At 61.2% G+C, this 12,878-nt stretch carries 13 protein-coding genes; 3 read left to right on the top strand and 10 right to left on the bottom strand.

Annotated elements, in window-relative coordinates:
• Window positions 1-4: 4 nt before the first annotated feature.
• From astA to AC0IXA_RS26230, 7 genes are all read right to left on the bottom strand, one after another.
• Window positions 5-1,039 carry an arginine N-succinyltransferase gene (gene astA, locus AC0IXA_RS26260; protein ID WP_125915917.1) on the bottom strand — a complete coding sequence of 345 codons (1,035 nt, stop codon included), beginning with the start codon at window positions 1,037-1,039 and terminating at the stop codon, window positions 5-7.
• 49 nt (window positions 1,040-1,088) lie between these two features.
• Window positions 1,089-2,105 carry an arginine N-succinyltransferase gene (locus tag AC0IXA_RS26255; RefSeq protein ID WP_471814774.1) on the bottom strand — a complete coding sequence of 339 codons (1,017 nt, stop codon included), beginning with the start codon at window positions 2,103-2,105 and terminating at the stop codon, window positions 1,089-1,091.
• A 118-nt stretch (window positions 2,106-2,223) separates the two neighbouring features.
• Window positions 2,224-3,573, bottom strand: coding sequence for an APC family permease (locus AC0IXA_RS26250; protein ID WP_471814773.1), 1,350 nt, complete (start codon window positions 3,571-3,573; stop codon window positions 2,224-2,226).
• Window positions 3,574-3,626: 53 nt separating this feature from the next.
• The gene (locus tag AC0IXA_RS26245) at window positions 3,627-4,379 is read right to left on the bottom strand and encodes an N-formylglutamate amidohydrolase (RefSeq protein ID WP_471814772.1); all 753 of its coding nucleotides are present in this window, start codon (window positions 4,377-4,379) and stop codon (window positions 3,627-3,629) included.
• Window positions 4,363-5,694 (bottom strand): type I glutamate--ammonia ligase, encoded by a 1,332-nt coding sequence (locus AC0IXA_RS26240; RefSeq protein ID WP_471814771.1) that lies wholly within the window; start codon window positions 5,692-5,694, stop codon window positions 4,363-4,365. The genes AC0IXA_RS26245 and AC0IXA_RS26240 overlap by 17 nt, the downstream gene beginning before the upstream one ends.
• Window positions 5,691-6,335 carry a cysteine hydrolase family protein gene (locus AC0IXA_RS26235; protein ID WP_471814770.1) on the bottom strand — a complete coding sequence of 215 codons (645 nt, stop codon included), beginning with the start codon at window positions 6,333-6,335 and terminating at the stop codon, window positions 5,691-5,693. Before AC0IXA_RS26235 ends, AC0IXA_RS26240 begins: the two co-directional genes overlap by 4 nt.
• Before the next feature lie 2 nt (window positions 6,336-6,337).
• Window positions 6,338-7,192, bottom strand: a complete 855-nt coding sequence (locus AC0IXA_RS26230; protein ID WP_471814769.1) for a MurR/RpiR family transcriptional regulator — start codon at window positions 7,190-7,192, stop codon at window positions 6,338-6,340.
• Window positions 7,193-7,510: 318 nt separating this feature from the next.
• On the opposite strand from AC0IXA_RS26230, the gene AC0IXA_RS26225 reads away from it, so the two are divergent.
• Window positions 7,511-8,080 carry a histidine phosphatase family protein gene (locus AC0IXA_RS26225; protein ID WP_341637871.1) on the top strand — a complete coding sequence of 190 codons (570 nt, stop codon included), beginning with the start codon at window positions 7,511-7,513 and terminating at the stop codon, window positions 8,078-8,080.
• The gene (gene cobF / locus AC0IXA_RS26220; RefSeq protein ID WP_341637870.1) at window positions 8,080-8,835 is read left to right on the top strand and encodes a precorrin-6A synthase (deacetylating); all 756 of its coding nucleotides are present in this window, start codon (window positions 8,080-8,082) and stop codon (window positions 8,833-8,835) included. Before AC0IXA_RS26225 ends, cobF begins: the two co-directional genes overlap by 1 nt.
• Before the next feature lie 219 nt (window positions 8,836-9,054).
• On the opposite strand, the gene AC0IXA_RS26215 is transcribed toward cobF, so the two are convergent.
• From AC0IXA_RS26215 to AC0IXA_RS26205, 3 genes are read right to left on the bottom strand one after another with little or no spacing between them, the layout of a single operon-like run.
• Window positions 9,055-10,236, bottom strand: a complete 1,182-nt coding sequence (locus tag AC0IXA_RS26215) for an acetyl-CoA C-acetyltransferase (RefSeq protein ID WP_471814768.1) — start codon at window positions 10,234-10,236, stop codon at window positions 9,055-9,057.
• A gap of 11 nt (window positions 10,237-10,247) precedes the next feature.
• Entirely contained in the window at window positions 10,248-10,913 is a 666-nt protein-coding gene (locus tag AC0IXA_RS26210; RefSeq protein ID WP_016774134.1) for a CoA transferase subunit B, read from the bottom strand.
• 24 nt (window positions 10,914-10,937) lie between these two features.
• Complete coding sequence (locus AC0IXA_RS26205; protein ID WP_016774135.1) at window positions 10,938-11,636, bottom strand: CoA transferase subunit A; 699 nt, start codon at window positions 11,634-11,636, stop codon at window positions 10,938-10,940.
• A gap of 296 nt (window positions 11,637-11,932) precedes the next feature.
• Between AC0IXA_RS26205 and AC0IXA_RS26200 the strand changes: the two genes are divergently transcribed.
• The gene (locus AC0IXA_RS26200; RefSeq protein ID WP_471814767.1) at window positions 11,933-12,868 is read left to right on the top strand and encodes a LysR substrate-binding domain-containing protein; all 936 of its coding nucleotides are present in this window, start codon (window positions 11,933-11,935) and stop codon (window positions 12,866-12,868) included.
• Window positions 12,869-12,878: the final 10 nt, after the last annotated feature.

Genomic DNA, 12,878 nt, shown 5'->3' with positions numbered 1-12,878 from the left:
AATATCAGGCCGCCACGGCATGTTGCTGTTGATGGGGCAGGAGCACCGCGCGCACCGAATTTCCCGGCTGAAGTTGCAGGCGCTTGGCGGTGAGACGATCAACCACCAGGCTGTTGCCCGCCAGTCGACCGTGGGCCGCGGTGATGCGGCAGTTTTCCAGCCGGCGGTTGTGAATCAGCCACAGCGGCGCCTGCTCGTCGGGGGTGCCGAGGCTCAGGGTCAGTTCGAGGCTGTCGCGCACCGTGCGGATGCTGCGGATTGGCGCCTCGATGACCGGGCCACCGTCGAAAATGTCGATATAGCCTTTGTGCGCAAAGCCTTCAGCTTGAAGAATTTTCAACGCTGGTTGAGTGTTCGGATGCGTCTGGCCGATCGCCGCCTGCGCCTGTTCGGTGAGCAGGCAGGTGTACAGCGGCTGGCGCGGCATCAGTTCGGCGATAAAGGCTTTGTTGCCCAGGCCGGACAAGTGATCGGCGTGGGTGAAATCCATCTGGAAAAAGTGCCGGCCGAGGCTGTCCCAGAACGGCGAGCAACCGTTTTCATCGGCACTGCCGCGCAGTTCGGCGATCATCTTCTCGCCAAACAGGTGCGGAAATTCAGCGACGAACAGCAAGCGACCCAGCGACAACAGGCGGCCATTGCTGCCGTTGCGCTGGTCATGGCGCAGGAACAGCGAGCACAGCTCCGATTGGCCGGTCAGTTCATTGTTGAGGAACAATGTCGGGATCTGCCGCTGAATGCCCAGGTCCGGTGCCGAACTGACGGTGACGCCGAGCCGGTAGTTGTACCAGGGCTCGCGCAGGCCAACGGCGCCGGCCATCGCGCTGACACCGACCACGCGCTGCTCATCATCCTCGAGGACAAACAGGTAATCGGCATCGGCGCGTTCCACCTGTTCGGCGAATGCGCGCTGTGCCCAACGCACTCGATGTGCGAGGCGGTCCTCGTTGGCAGGAAGGGTGGTGAAACCTGGCCCTGCCTGTTCGACGAGGGTCATCAAGGCAGGCAGGTCGCTGACTTTTACCGGACGGACAATCATGCTCCAACTCCTTTGGCGTACCGATTCAGGCGCGGATGGCTAACGCGGCTCACAGAGCGACCAGCCGTATCGAGCTGCCATCGCTGACCTTCAGCGCCGCGCAGATGGCGGGTGTCAGGGACAGCGGCTGACCGGGGTGATAGTCGAGTTCGGTGACCATCGCGCGGTAGTCATGCAGGGCGTCGTTGCTCAGCAGGTAACGGCCACGGGCGTCGGTCGATGCTTGTTGGCGGACGATGGCCGTTTGGCTGCCAGCGATCGAGCGAATGTTCGCGGTGCGCGCATACAGGGTCGGGCCGGCGTCGAACAGGTCGATGTAGCTGTTGGTTTCGAAGCCTTCCCGCGCGAGGATGTCGAACGCTTCCTGGCCGTCCGGGTGCACGCGGCCGATGCAGTCCTGCGCCGCTGGCGGCAGCATCGGCACGTAGATCGGATATTGCGGCATCAGTTCGGCGAGAAACGTGCGGCTCTGCAAACCGCAGAGACGCTCGGCTTCCGCGTAGGGCAGATCGAAAAAGTGCTTGCCCAGCGCATCCCAGAACGGCGAGTGACCCTGCTCGTCGCTATAGCCGACGATTTCGGTGATCACCGCTTCGGAGAACCGCTGCGCATGCGCGGCAATGAACAGCAGACGCGCCCGCGACAGCAGTTCAGAAAACGGCGTGCGCACCAACGCGGCGTCAATGTGGAAACCGCGCAGCAAGGTATGCCCGCTGAGGTCATGGCACAGCGACAACGCCGGTACGCCGTGCTCGATGTTCAATTCCCGCGAAGCACTGGTGAAATGGCGGTTGCGCAAGCTGTAGAACGGCTCCTTGAAGCCGGCGGTGGCAAGGATTTCCGAGCAGCCGACCAATTGCCGGCGTTCGAGATCTTCCAGCACAAAGAAATAGTTTTCCGGCCCCTGGGCTGTGGCGGCGCTATCGAAGGACGCGCACGACGCGGCGATTTTCTCGCGCAGGTGTTCGCTGTCATCCGGCAGCGAGGTCACGCCGATCAGGCTCTCGCGGGCCAGGCGCTGTAGCTGGGGCAGATCATTCTGCTCGACTGGGCGTAAGACCAGCATGGATGTACTCCTGTATCAAAAGGTTCGACCCATTCGCCGAACCTGACTATCACTGTCGGTTTCCACGCGTTGAATCGGCGGTCGCCTGATTTGTTGTCAGACGCCGCTCTTTTTCTTGTCAGCCTTTGCTCGGATCGGGCAGCGCTGTGCTGGCGCCGAGCTTGTTGAGGAAGAACAGATACACCAGGCCCAGGGCAATCCAGATCAGGCCGAGTTTCTGCGCATCGACGCCCATGTTGTACATGATGGCGGCGACGATGATGAAGCCGATCACCGGGCAGAGCAGATGGCGCACAACCTGTCCCGACTTCTGCCGACGCCAGTAGTGGTTGATCACCGTCAGGTGCAGCAGCATGAAACCGCTGAGGGCGCCGAAGTTGATCAGCGAGGTGAGGATGTCGACCGCGTCGATGAACAGGTAGCAGATCAGCAGCGACAACACCGCCACCAGATAAATGCTCAGGTACGGCGTGTTGTGTTTCGGGTGGACCTTGGCCAGCACCTTCGGCAGCTTGCCGTCGCGGGCCATGCCGAACAGCAGCCGCGACACGGCGGCCTGCGAGGTGATTGCCACGGCGACGCCCCAGGCCAGCGCCGTGGCGACGGCGGTCAGGGTCGCCAGCCAGCTGCCGGCGGCGATTTCAGCGATTTCATAGAACGCGGTGTCGGCGGATTTGAAACCCATGCCCGCTGCCAGATCGGTGGCGATCCACGTCTGTACGACGAAAATCGTGCCCATCACTGCCAGAGTGATCAGCGCTGCCTTGCCGACACTGCGGCCCGGATCTTCCTTGATTTCTTCGGCGAGGGTGGAGATCGCGTCGAAGCCGAGGAACGACAGCACGGCGATCGACACGGCTTGCATCAGCAGGGCGAAGTTGAAGGTTTCCGGGTGATACAGCGGCGCCAGCGTCAGCTCGCCATTACCGCCGCCGTTCTGCAGGGCGTTCCAGGCGTAGAACAGGAAGATGCCCAGCACCACCAGTTGTGCCAGCAGGAACAGCATGTTCATCCGCGCGGTGAAGGTGATGCCGCGCAGGTTGACGAATGTTGCGCTGACCAGAAACGCCAGAATGAAGCCGACCTTGGGAATGTCCGGGTACAAATGGTTGAGCGCCATCGCCGAATACAGGTACAGCAGCGGCGGAATCAGCAGGTAATCGAGCAGCATCAGCCAGCCAGCGATGAAACCGACGTGTTGATTAAGGCCGCGTTGCGCGTAGGAATATACAGAGCCGGCAACCGGAAAGGCCTTGGCCATGCTGCCGTAACTCAGCGCGGTGAACAACATCGCCACCATGCCGATGATGTACGCCAGCGGCACCATCCCCGGTGCTTCGGCGTTGACGTAGCCATACACACCGAACGGGGCGATGGGGATCATGAAGATCATCCCGTACACCACCAGATCGGTCAGCGTCAGGCTACGTTTCAACTCTTGCTTGTAGCCGAATTCTTCAATTTCCATGAAGCGCAACTCCTTGTCAGCTATCGGTCGGTTTATGTTTTATGGTCCTTCGTTTACAGCAAAGGTGCGAGGTAACCTGCCCAGCGCGAGACCGCTTCGGGACTGCGCAGCAGATCATTGCGCACCTCGATCAGTACCGCCTCAAGGCCCCTGGCATCACCGTGCACCGGCACGGTCATGTCGCCCAAGGGATCAATTTTGTACGGCTGGTTGCCCGCGACTTTCAGCGGCTGCGCTTGCAACCCGTCGAGCAGGCGCTGAGCATAGTCCTGGGCCTGGCCGAACAACACGCCGACTTCCAGTGGTCGCGGCTGGCCGTAATACACCGGGGTGAAACTGTGAATACCGACCACACGCACCGGCAGACCTTTGGCAATACGCTCGTCGATCAAGGTCTGCAAGCGCGCATGAAACGGTTTGAACAACGTCTGGCGCCGATACTCGCGGGTCGCCTCATCCAGCTCGCGATTGCCAGGTATCGGGTAGATCTCACTCTGCAGCGGGATGCTGTCCGGGGCATGGCGCGGGCGGTTGAGGTCGATCAGCAGCCGTGAGTAATTGGCGCTGAGCAACGTAGCGCCGAGCTGTTCCGACAACTGTTCGGCCAGTTGCAACGCGCCGATGTCCCAGGCGATATGTTCGCGCGCGGCCGCCTCGTCCAGGCCCAGATTGTTCAGGGCGTCGGGGATGTAGCGACTGGCGTGTTCGCACACGAGGATCAACGGATTCGTCGAGTCCTCGCGGCTCAGGTTGTAGACCGGGCGGGTATACAACCCCAGCTCAGCGGATTCAGTACAGGCGTGCATAGTGCTCACACAAGTCAGCGGGCGAGAGCTGTTCCGTCAGCGCCAGTTCCTCGGTTTTCAGGGCGTAATAAGTGTCGAGCAACGGCTTGGGCAGCCATTCGTTGAAGGCTGCACTGTCACGCAGGCAATCCAGCGCCTGGGCCAGCGAGGCGGGCAGGGCGACGATGCCCCGGGCCTTGCGTTGCTCGTCGTTGAGTGAATCGGGAATTTCATCGGTAACCGCGTTCAGCGCCAGACGCTGTTCGATGCCCAGCCGCCCGGCAATCAGCAGCGCAGCCATGGCCAGATGCGGCGAGGCGGTGGCGTCCATGGCGCGGAATTCCAGGTTGAACTGCTGCGCAGCGGATTTACCCCCCAGGGTCACGGTCGGGCAGATGCGCAGCGCCGCTTCACGGTTCTGCTGCCCCAGACACGCATAGGACGCGCTCCAGTGGTGCGGCTGCAAACGCTGGTACGACAGCGGCGTCGGCGCGGTGAACGCGCACAGCGCCGGCAGAAAATGCAGGACTCCGGCAGCCCAGTGCTGACCGATGCTCGACAGGCCGTTGCTGGTGCCGGCGTCGTACAACATCGGCTGGCCGCTCAGGTCGAGCAGGCTGACGTGCAGGTGCACACCGTTGCACACCGCCTCGGCGGCAGTCTTCGGCGCAAAACTCAGATCCAGGCCCATTTGCCGGGCGATTTCCCGGGTGATTTCCCGCACGTTGACCGCGCGATCCGCCGCCGCCACGCCAAGCGTCGGGCGGCAGGTGATTTCGTATTGGTGCTTGCCGTATTCCGGCAGAAACATTTCCGGCTCGACGCCGCCGGCGCGCAGGGCGCTGAGCAGCCAGCCGCCGAATTCGGCGCCTTGGCGCTGCGCCTCGAGAGAGAACGCCGCGTGTTCGGAAATGCCTGCGTGCAGGTTGAATTCATGTTCGAAGGCGGCGTTGACCTGCAACCCCAGCTCATCGTGATAGCGCTCGATTTCATCGCGCAGCAATGTGCGCGGGCAGGCGCCCCATGCCTGGCCGTCGGTCTCGCGAATATCGGCGTGGATGAAATCCAGCACCGGCGCATTGGCGTCCGGGCCGCTGCCGACAGTGACGCGGCTGCTCAGATCGGGAATCAGCCGCAGGTCGCCGTACGCGCCCCAGGGATTGCTCGAAGCGATGATGTCTTGCGGCGTCAACGCGCTGTTGGCCGGGACCCAGCCGCAACCCGCTGCCTGGTAGTGCTCCAGCTCATCGCTGGGAAACGAGCGGCCCCGGGTGATGCCGATCAGGTCAGTTGTCACCAGCGTGGTCATCGGTAAAGGCGTCAGGCGCGGGCTCATGGCTGCATCTCCTGCAAACGCCCGAGCACGGTGTCGGTGTCGGTGATCCAGCAGTAACCCTTGATCGCGTTGAGGCAGGCGTGATGGCGTTCAACTGTGTAAGTGGCGCAGGCATCCTCCACCAGCGTGACCAGATAGCCACGGTCGGCGGCGTCGCGCACAGCCATGTCGACGCATTGGTCGGTGACAACACCGGCGATGATCAGATGGCGGATCTGCAGATTGCGCAACACGTAATCAATATTGGTTGAATTGAACACCCCGGAGGAGGTCTTCGGCAGCACGATTTCGTTTTCGGACGGGGTCAGCTCAGCGATGACCTGAGCCTGCACGCTGCCCTTGGGCAAGTGCATGTCAGACAGTTTGTGATCCAGCGAGCGGTCGCGACCGTCGGCGGTCAGGCTTTCGATAATCGTGTGCAGCACGTTCTGCTGCGCCTGACGAAAGGCACCAAGCAGACGTTGTTGATTGGGCACCACTTGCTTGCGCGTGCGCTGGAGAAAATACTCGGCATCCGGCTCGCTCAGGTGCGGGTCGAATTGCGGTTCGAGCCAGGCGCGCTGCATGTCCACCAGCAACAAGGCGGTGTGGTCGAACGCAAACGGCAGGTCCCGAGGCGAGCGGTGGGGAAGGCTGAACATCCTTATTTTTCCTCCAGCAGGTGAGTCGCAAATTCATTGCGCAGGGCGTCGATGCCTTCCAGGCGATCGGCCGGGTCCGGCACGCGCAAGGTCAGGCAGGCGATCAGCGCCTCGACCTGCGCCAGCGCCGGTACCATGGTGTCGAACGGCGATGCCGATTCCACCGGTGCGCTGATGATCAGGTCGGCCAATTCGCGCAGCGGCGAGGCGTAGACATCGGTGAACAGCACCACCCGCGCGTTGTTGTTCTTCGCCGCCTGCGCAACGCGCAAAGCTTGGGTCTGATAGCGCCGGTAGTCGAACACCAGCACCACGTCCTGACGTTGCAGATCGTATAAACGGTCGGGCAGCAGGGCGTTGTCTTCCAGAGCGAAACAGCCGGGACGCAGCAGGCGCAAGTGGTTGAGCAGGTAATTGGCCAGCAGAATGCTGAAGCGGCCACCGAAACAGTAGACCTGATGGCGGCTGTCGAGCAGCCATTCCACGAGGATGCGCACGTCCTCAGGCTGGGTCAGGGCGTGAGTGTCTATCAGCAAACGCTGGCTGTCCGCCAGGTAATGCGCCCAGGCATCGTCCTTGTTCTGCTGCGAGCGCGGCTGCAACAAGGTGCGCGGTGAACGCAGGCGATGGTCCATGTCGCTGAGCAGGGCTTCCTGGAATTCGGCATAACCGCCGAAACCGAGCTTTTTCACCAGGCGCACGATGGTCGGATCGCTGACGCCGGCATGTTCGGCCAGTCGCGCCATAGGCCCGAGACCGTTGCGCGGATACTGATCAAGCAGGGCGCGAACGACTTTGCGCTCCGACGGCGTCAGGTCCAGGCCGGGATCGGTGATCAGGTCTCTGAGAGGGGGCATCCGGGCTCCTGCTGGATGGGGTGTCGAATTCGTTTCACAATCCGTTAAAAGAGTATTTATGTAATGTGTGCTACATGTCTAGCGAATTTTTGTACAGGTTTTCCGAGCACCAAAAGTGTGCAAGGTGCCCGTGTAATAAGGGCTACGTCGAAGTAACGCGCTGTTGTAGTCCTTTGCCGATTGCTGTGTCAGACATTGCCTATCCCAAGCTCAGCGACTGGCCGCTGACAACCCTGAACGCCGAGGTTTTACGGCACAATGCGACGCGTATCAGCTGTGTGCCATCGTTTGTTTTATCTTTCGACCGAGAACCTGCTTGTGCCAAGTAGCCGTTTGACACTGATTTGCCATGCGCGAACCATCGCACAGAAACTGGCGCGTTTTCCTACGGACGAGCCTGTTGAAAATCTGGCTGTTCCGTCCGACGCGTTCAGGGCGCGATTGGCGGTAACACGGCGGCTGGTGTGTGCCCCGGAGTTGAGAACTCAGCAGACGGCGGCATGGTTTGGCGTCGATGCGCAGATTGATCAAGCCCTGCGCGATTGCGATTGGGGACGCTGGCGCGGCCAATCGATCAAGGATCTGCAAGCCAATGAAAACCAGGCGTTGCAAGCCTGGCTGGCCGATCCTGAAGCGGCACCCCATGGCGGCGAATCAGTCAGGCAACTGACGCAGCGGGTGGCAAAGTGGCTGGACACAATCGCTGCAACGCCTGGGCATGTCGTGGCGGTGACTCATCCATTCGTCATGCGCGCGGCGCTGATGCAGGTGCTGCAGGGCGCGGCGTTCCACGCAATCGACATCGAACCGCTGGCGATGATCGACTTGCGCTTCAATGGCCTCTGGCGGCTACGCTTGCCGGGCATGGCCCTTGAAGAGGAATTCTGATGAAACAGCTGCTGGTCATCGGCATTGGCGCCGGCAATCCGGACTACATCACCATGCAGGCGGTGAAAGCGCTGAATCGGGTCGATGTGTTCTTTCTGCTGGATAAAGGCCAGAGCAAGCAGACACTGATCGACCTGCGCCGGGAGATCTGCGAGCGCTACGTCACCGACCACGCTTATCGCTTTGTCGAAGCCAGCAGTCCGGAGCGCGAGCGCGGCGATGTCGACTACACGGCGAGCGTCGATGCACTGAACCGCGCCAAGCAGCAGACCTTCGAACGGCTGATCAATGAAGAATTGTCCGACGGCCAATGCGGCGGATTCCTGATCTGGGGCGATCCGGCGTTATACGACAGCACATTGCGGATTCTTCAGGCGATTCAGGCATCAGGCCGCTGTGAATTCGAATATGAGGTCATCCCCGGGATCACCAGCGTTCAGGCCCTGGCCGCGCAGCACAAAATACCTTTGAACACGATTGGTCGCTCAGTAGAAATCACCACAGGCCGGCGATTGGCGGCGGGGCAGGTGAGTGAATCGGACAGTCTGGTGGTGATGCTCGATGCCGAGGATTCGTACCAGCGGGTGGCGGATCGGCAGACCGAGATTTTCTGGGGCGCTTACCTGGGCACGTCGGATGAGATTCTGCTCAGCGGTCGGCTGGCGGATATCGCCGATGAGATCGAACGGGTGCGCAAAGCGGCGCGGGCGGAGCATGGGTGGATTATGGATACCTATCTATTGCGCAAGCCTTGAGTGGTTGGCGCCTGAACAAGCGCTTTCGCGAGCAGGCTCGCTCCCACATTCTGGAATGCATTTCCCGGTGGGAGCGAGCCTGCTCGCGAAGGGGCCAGAACATTCACCGCCGATTTGGGACAGGCAAAAAGAAACCCGATGCAACGCAAATCGCACCGGGTTTTTTGTTGTCAGCCAACAGCGGATGTCGTGGATCCGCCGTCAACCTTGAACTCTTTATCAGCCGCGTTCCAGCGCCAGCGCCACACCCTGACCGCCGCCGATGCACAAGGTCGCCAGACCTTTCTTGGCATCGCGCTTGAGCATTTCGTGCAGCAATGTCACCAGCACGCGGCAGCCTGATGCGCCGATCGGGTGGCCGAGGGCAATGGCGCCGCCGTTGACGTTGACCTTGTTCAAGTCCCATTGCAGGTCCTTGGCCACGGCCAGCGATTGCGCAGCGAACGCTTCGTTGGCTTCAATCAGGTCGAGCTGGTCGATGTTCCAGCCGGCCTTGTCCAGGCAGCGGCGGGTCGCCGATACCGGGCCGATACCCATGATCGCCGGGTCGACGCCAGCGTTGGCGTAGGCGGCAATCCTGGCCAGAACCGGCAGGCCCAGCGCTTTGGCTTTCTCGGCACTCATCAGAATCACGGCGGCGGCACCGTCGTTCAGCGACGAGGCGTTGCCAGCGGTGACGCTGCCGTCCTTTTTGAACGCCGGACGCAGTTTCGCCAGGGATTCTGCGCTGGTATCGCCGCGTGGCTGCTCGTCGATCTTGAACGCCACCGGATCGCCTTTGCGCTGCGGGATCAGGATCGGCGTGATTTCATCCACGAAGCGCCCGGCCTCGATCGCGGCGGCGGCTTTCTGCTGAGACGCGGCAGCAAAGGCGTCCTGCTGTTCGCGGCTGATCTGGTATTTGTCGACCAGATTCTCGGCAGTGATGCCCATGTGGTAATCGTTGAACGCATCCCACAGGCCATCGCTGATCATGGTGTCGACGATTTGCGCGTGGCCCATGCGCAGACCGGTGCGCGCGCCCGGCATGATGTAGTTGGACAGGCTCATGTTCTCCTGACCGCCAGCGATGATCACCTCGGCGTCGCCGCAACGGATCGCTTGCGCGCCCAGGTGCAGAGCCTTGAGGCCCGAACCGCAAACCTTGTTCAGGGTCATGGCCGGTACGGCATGGGGCAGGCCAGCCTTGATCGCGGCCTGACGTGCCGGGTTCTGCCCGGCGCCAGCGGTGAGCACCTGGCCCATGATCACTTCATCGACCTGCGCCCCGTCCAGACCGGTCTGCTCGAGCAACTGGCGGATCACCGCCGCGCCCAGGTCTACAGCGGATACATTGGCCAGGGAGCCCTGAAAACTGCCGATCGCGGTACGCGTGGCGGCAACAATGACGACGTCTTGCATGTGCGAATTCCTCACTGGGCAGCGAACTGCATTTCCGGTACGTGATCCGGGACGATCAGTTTACCAGCGGTTTTGGCGACGATTTCCTCGACGCTGACGCCAGGTGCGCGTTCCTTGAGGACAAAAGCGCCATTTTCGATTTCCAGATAGGCGAGGTCGGTCAGCACGCGCTTGATGCAGCCGGCACCGGTCAGCGGCAGGCTGCACTTGGCCAGCAGCTTGGACTCACCGTCCTTGGACGCGTGGGTCATGATGACAATGATGTTGTCGGCGCCGGCCACCAGATCCATCGCGCCGCCCATGCCCTTGACCAGTTTGCCGGGGATCATCCACGAAGCGATGTTGCCTTCAACGTCGACTTCAAATGCACCAAGGACGGTCAGGTCGACGTGGCCGCCACGGATCATTGCGAAGGACTCGGCGGAATTGAAGATCGACGCGCCGATCCGTGCCGTCACCGTTTGTTTACCGGCGTTGATCATGTCGGCATCGATGGTTTCTTCGGTCGGGAACGGGCCCATGCCGAGCAGGCCGTTTTCCGACTGCAGCATGACCTCCATGCCTTCGGGGATGTAGTTGGCAACCAGGGTCGGAATGCCGATGCCGAGGTTGACGTAGTAGCCGTCCTGCATTTCGCGGGCGACGCGTTGAGCCATTTGTTCGCGGGTAAGTGCCATGTTGTTGTTCTCCGTAGGCCTGAATTATTTGCGGATGGTGCGCTGTTCGATGCGTTTTTCGAACGTGCCGCAAATGACCCGGTCGACGTAGATGCCCGGGGTGTGGATCTGCGTCGGGTCGAGTTCGCCGGGCTCGACGATTTCTTCGACTTCGACCACCGTGATCTTGCCGGCGGTCGCGGCCAGCGGGTTGAAATTCTGCGCGGTGTGTCGGTAAACGACGTTACCGAAATGGTCGGCCTTCCAGCCTTTGACGATGGCGAAGTCGCCAGTGATGGATTCTTCCATCAGGTACTTGCGACCCTTGAATTCCCGCACTTCCTTGCCTTCAGCAACCGGGGTGCCAACGCCAGTGGCGGTGAAGAACGCCGGAATGCCGGCGCCGCCCGCGCGCATTTTTTCGGCGAGGGTGCCTTGCGGGGTAAGGATGACTTCGATCTCGCCCTTGAGCAGTTGCTCTTCGAACAGCTTGTTTTCGCCGACGTAAGAGGCGATGACCTTGCTGATCTGGCGGTCGGTGAGCAGCACGCCAAGGCCGAAACCATCGACGCCGCAGTTGTTGGAAACGACGGTGAGGTCACGCGTGCCCTTGCGCTTGATCTCGGCGATCAGGTTTTCCGGAATTCCGCACAGACCAAAGCCGCCGGCGATGACGGTCATGCCGTCTTCCAGCCCGGCCATCGCTTCCTCGTAGGAATACACACGCTTGTCGAAACCTGCCATAGGCACCTCTTTTATTATTTGCGGGCGGCTGGCTAGCCGAATGACTGGAGTGTCTCTCTGTGGAATATATTTGTTAAGTTGATTTTTACGGTTGATTGATTGATAAAGCTCACTAATACGCGTTCGGCGATGATCGTTCCCACGCTCCGCGTGGGAATGCCTCCAGGGACGCTCCGCGTCCAGTGACGCGGAGCGTCTCGGGCTGCATTCCCACGCAGGAGCATGGGAACGATCAGGGCCATCGCATCACGGCTTGCAGCTTGACGCTTGCAGCTTGCAACTGGAGCAAAGCGACCATGACCATCAAACAGATCCGTGCCTTTCTCGCCGTGGCCCATAGCCTGAGCTTCGCCGTGGCCTGCGAGCGTCTGCACCTGTCGCAGTCAGCGCTCAGCCTGACCATCAAAGCGCTGGAAGAGGGCTTGGGCGGGCGCTTGTTCAGCCGCAACACGCGTAATGTCGCGCTGACCCCGGAAGGCGAGTCCCTGCTGCCGCTGGCGCGCCGCTTGATCGCCGATTGGGACAACGCCGAAGACGAGATGCGCCAGCGTTTCAGCCTGCAACGCGGACGCGTGACGCTGGCGGCGATGCCGTCATTTGCCGGCAATATGCTGCCGCCGATTCTCAAGAACTTCCGCGCGCGCTATCCGAACGTCAACGTCACGGTAAACGACGTGATTAACGAGCAAGTGCTGGAAATGGTCCGCGATCGTCAGGTCGAACTCGGTGTGGCGTTCGCGCCGATGCAGAGCACGTCGATGACATTCACACCTTTGTATGTCGATCGCTTTGTCGCCGTAGTACCGGCGGATTCAGCGCTGGCCGGTCGCGCCGATATCGATTGGCAGACCTTGATGGAGCAACCATTCATCACCCTGCAGCGGCCATCGACCGTGCGGGTCATGCTCGAAGAGCATTTGCAGGCGCGCGGGATGAAGTTGCCGGTGGAGTTCGAAAGTCATCAATTGGCGACCGTCGGGCGAATGGTTGCCAGCGGGCTTGGGGTCAGCGCGGTGCCGGCATTGTGCGCGGGGCAGATGCGCGAGCTCGGTGCGCATTGCCTGACCTTGAATGATTCTGTCGAACGGGCGATTGGCGTGTTGACCGAGCCGGGCAATGAGCTGTCGGCGGCGGCGCAGGCGTTGTTCGAGATTCTCAAGGCTGAAGATTTGCAGCGCCAGTTCGATTTCCCCCTCACCCCAGGAGCGCGGAAACAGAGCGCCGAACGCTGATTCAGTGTGG

The organism is Pseudomonas sp. AC083 (genome assembly GCF_979253165.1).
This window is presented reverse-complemented; position numbering and strand designations above follow the sequence as displayed.

Coding starts and splice junctions, on each gene's coding strand:
- cobF (WP_341637870.1), top strand. CDS start 8,080: ATGAAACAGCTGCTGGTCATCGGCATTGGCGCCGGCAATCCGGACTAC.
- AC0IXA_RS26210 (WP_016774134.1), bottom strand. CDS start 10,913: ATGGCACTTACCCGCGAACAAATGGCTCAACGCGTCGCCCGCGAAATG.
- AC0IXA_RS26215 (WP_471814768.1), bottom strand. CDS start 10,236: ATGCAAGACGTCGTCATTGTTGCCGCCACGCGTACCGCGATCGGCAGT.
- AC0IXA_RS26255 (WP_471814774.1), bottom strand. CDS start 2,105: ATGCTGGTCTTACGCCCAGTCGAGCAGAATGATCTGCCCCAGCTACAG.
- AC0IXA_RS26245 (WP_471814772.1), bottom strand. CDS start 4,379: ATGCACGCCTGTACTGAATCCGCTGAGCTGGGGTTGTATACCCGCCCG.
- AC0IXA_RS26250 (WP_471814773.1), bottom strand. CDS start 3,573: ATGGAAATTGAAGAATTCGGCTACAAGCAAGAGTTGAAACGTAGCCTG.
- AC0IXA_RS26235 (WP_471814770.1), bottom strand. CDS start 6,335: ATGTTCAGCCTTCCCCACCGCTCGCCTCGGGACCTGCCGTTTGCGTTC.
- AC0IXA_RS26240 (WP_471814771.1), bottom strand. CDS start 5,694: ATGAGCCCGCGCCTGACGCCTTTACCGATGACCACGCTGGTGACAACT.
- AC0IXA_RS26230 (WP_471814769.1), bottom strand. CDS start 7,192: ATGCCCCCTCTCAGAGACCTGATCACCGATCCCGGCCTGGACCTGACG.
- astA (WP_125915917.1), bottom strand. CDS start 1,039: ATGATTGTCCGTCCGGTAAAAGTCAGCGACCTGCCTGCCTTGATGACC.
- AC0IXA_RS26205 (WP_016774135.1), bottom strand. CDS start 11,636: ATGGCAGGTTTCGACAAGCGTGTGTATTCCTACGAGGAAGCGATGGCC.
- AC0IXA_RS26200 (WP_471814767.1), top strand. CDS start 11,933: ATGACCATCAAACAGATCCGTGCCTTTCTCGCCGTGGCCCATAGCCTG.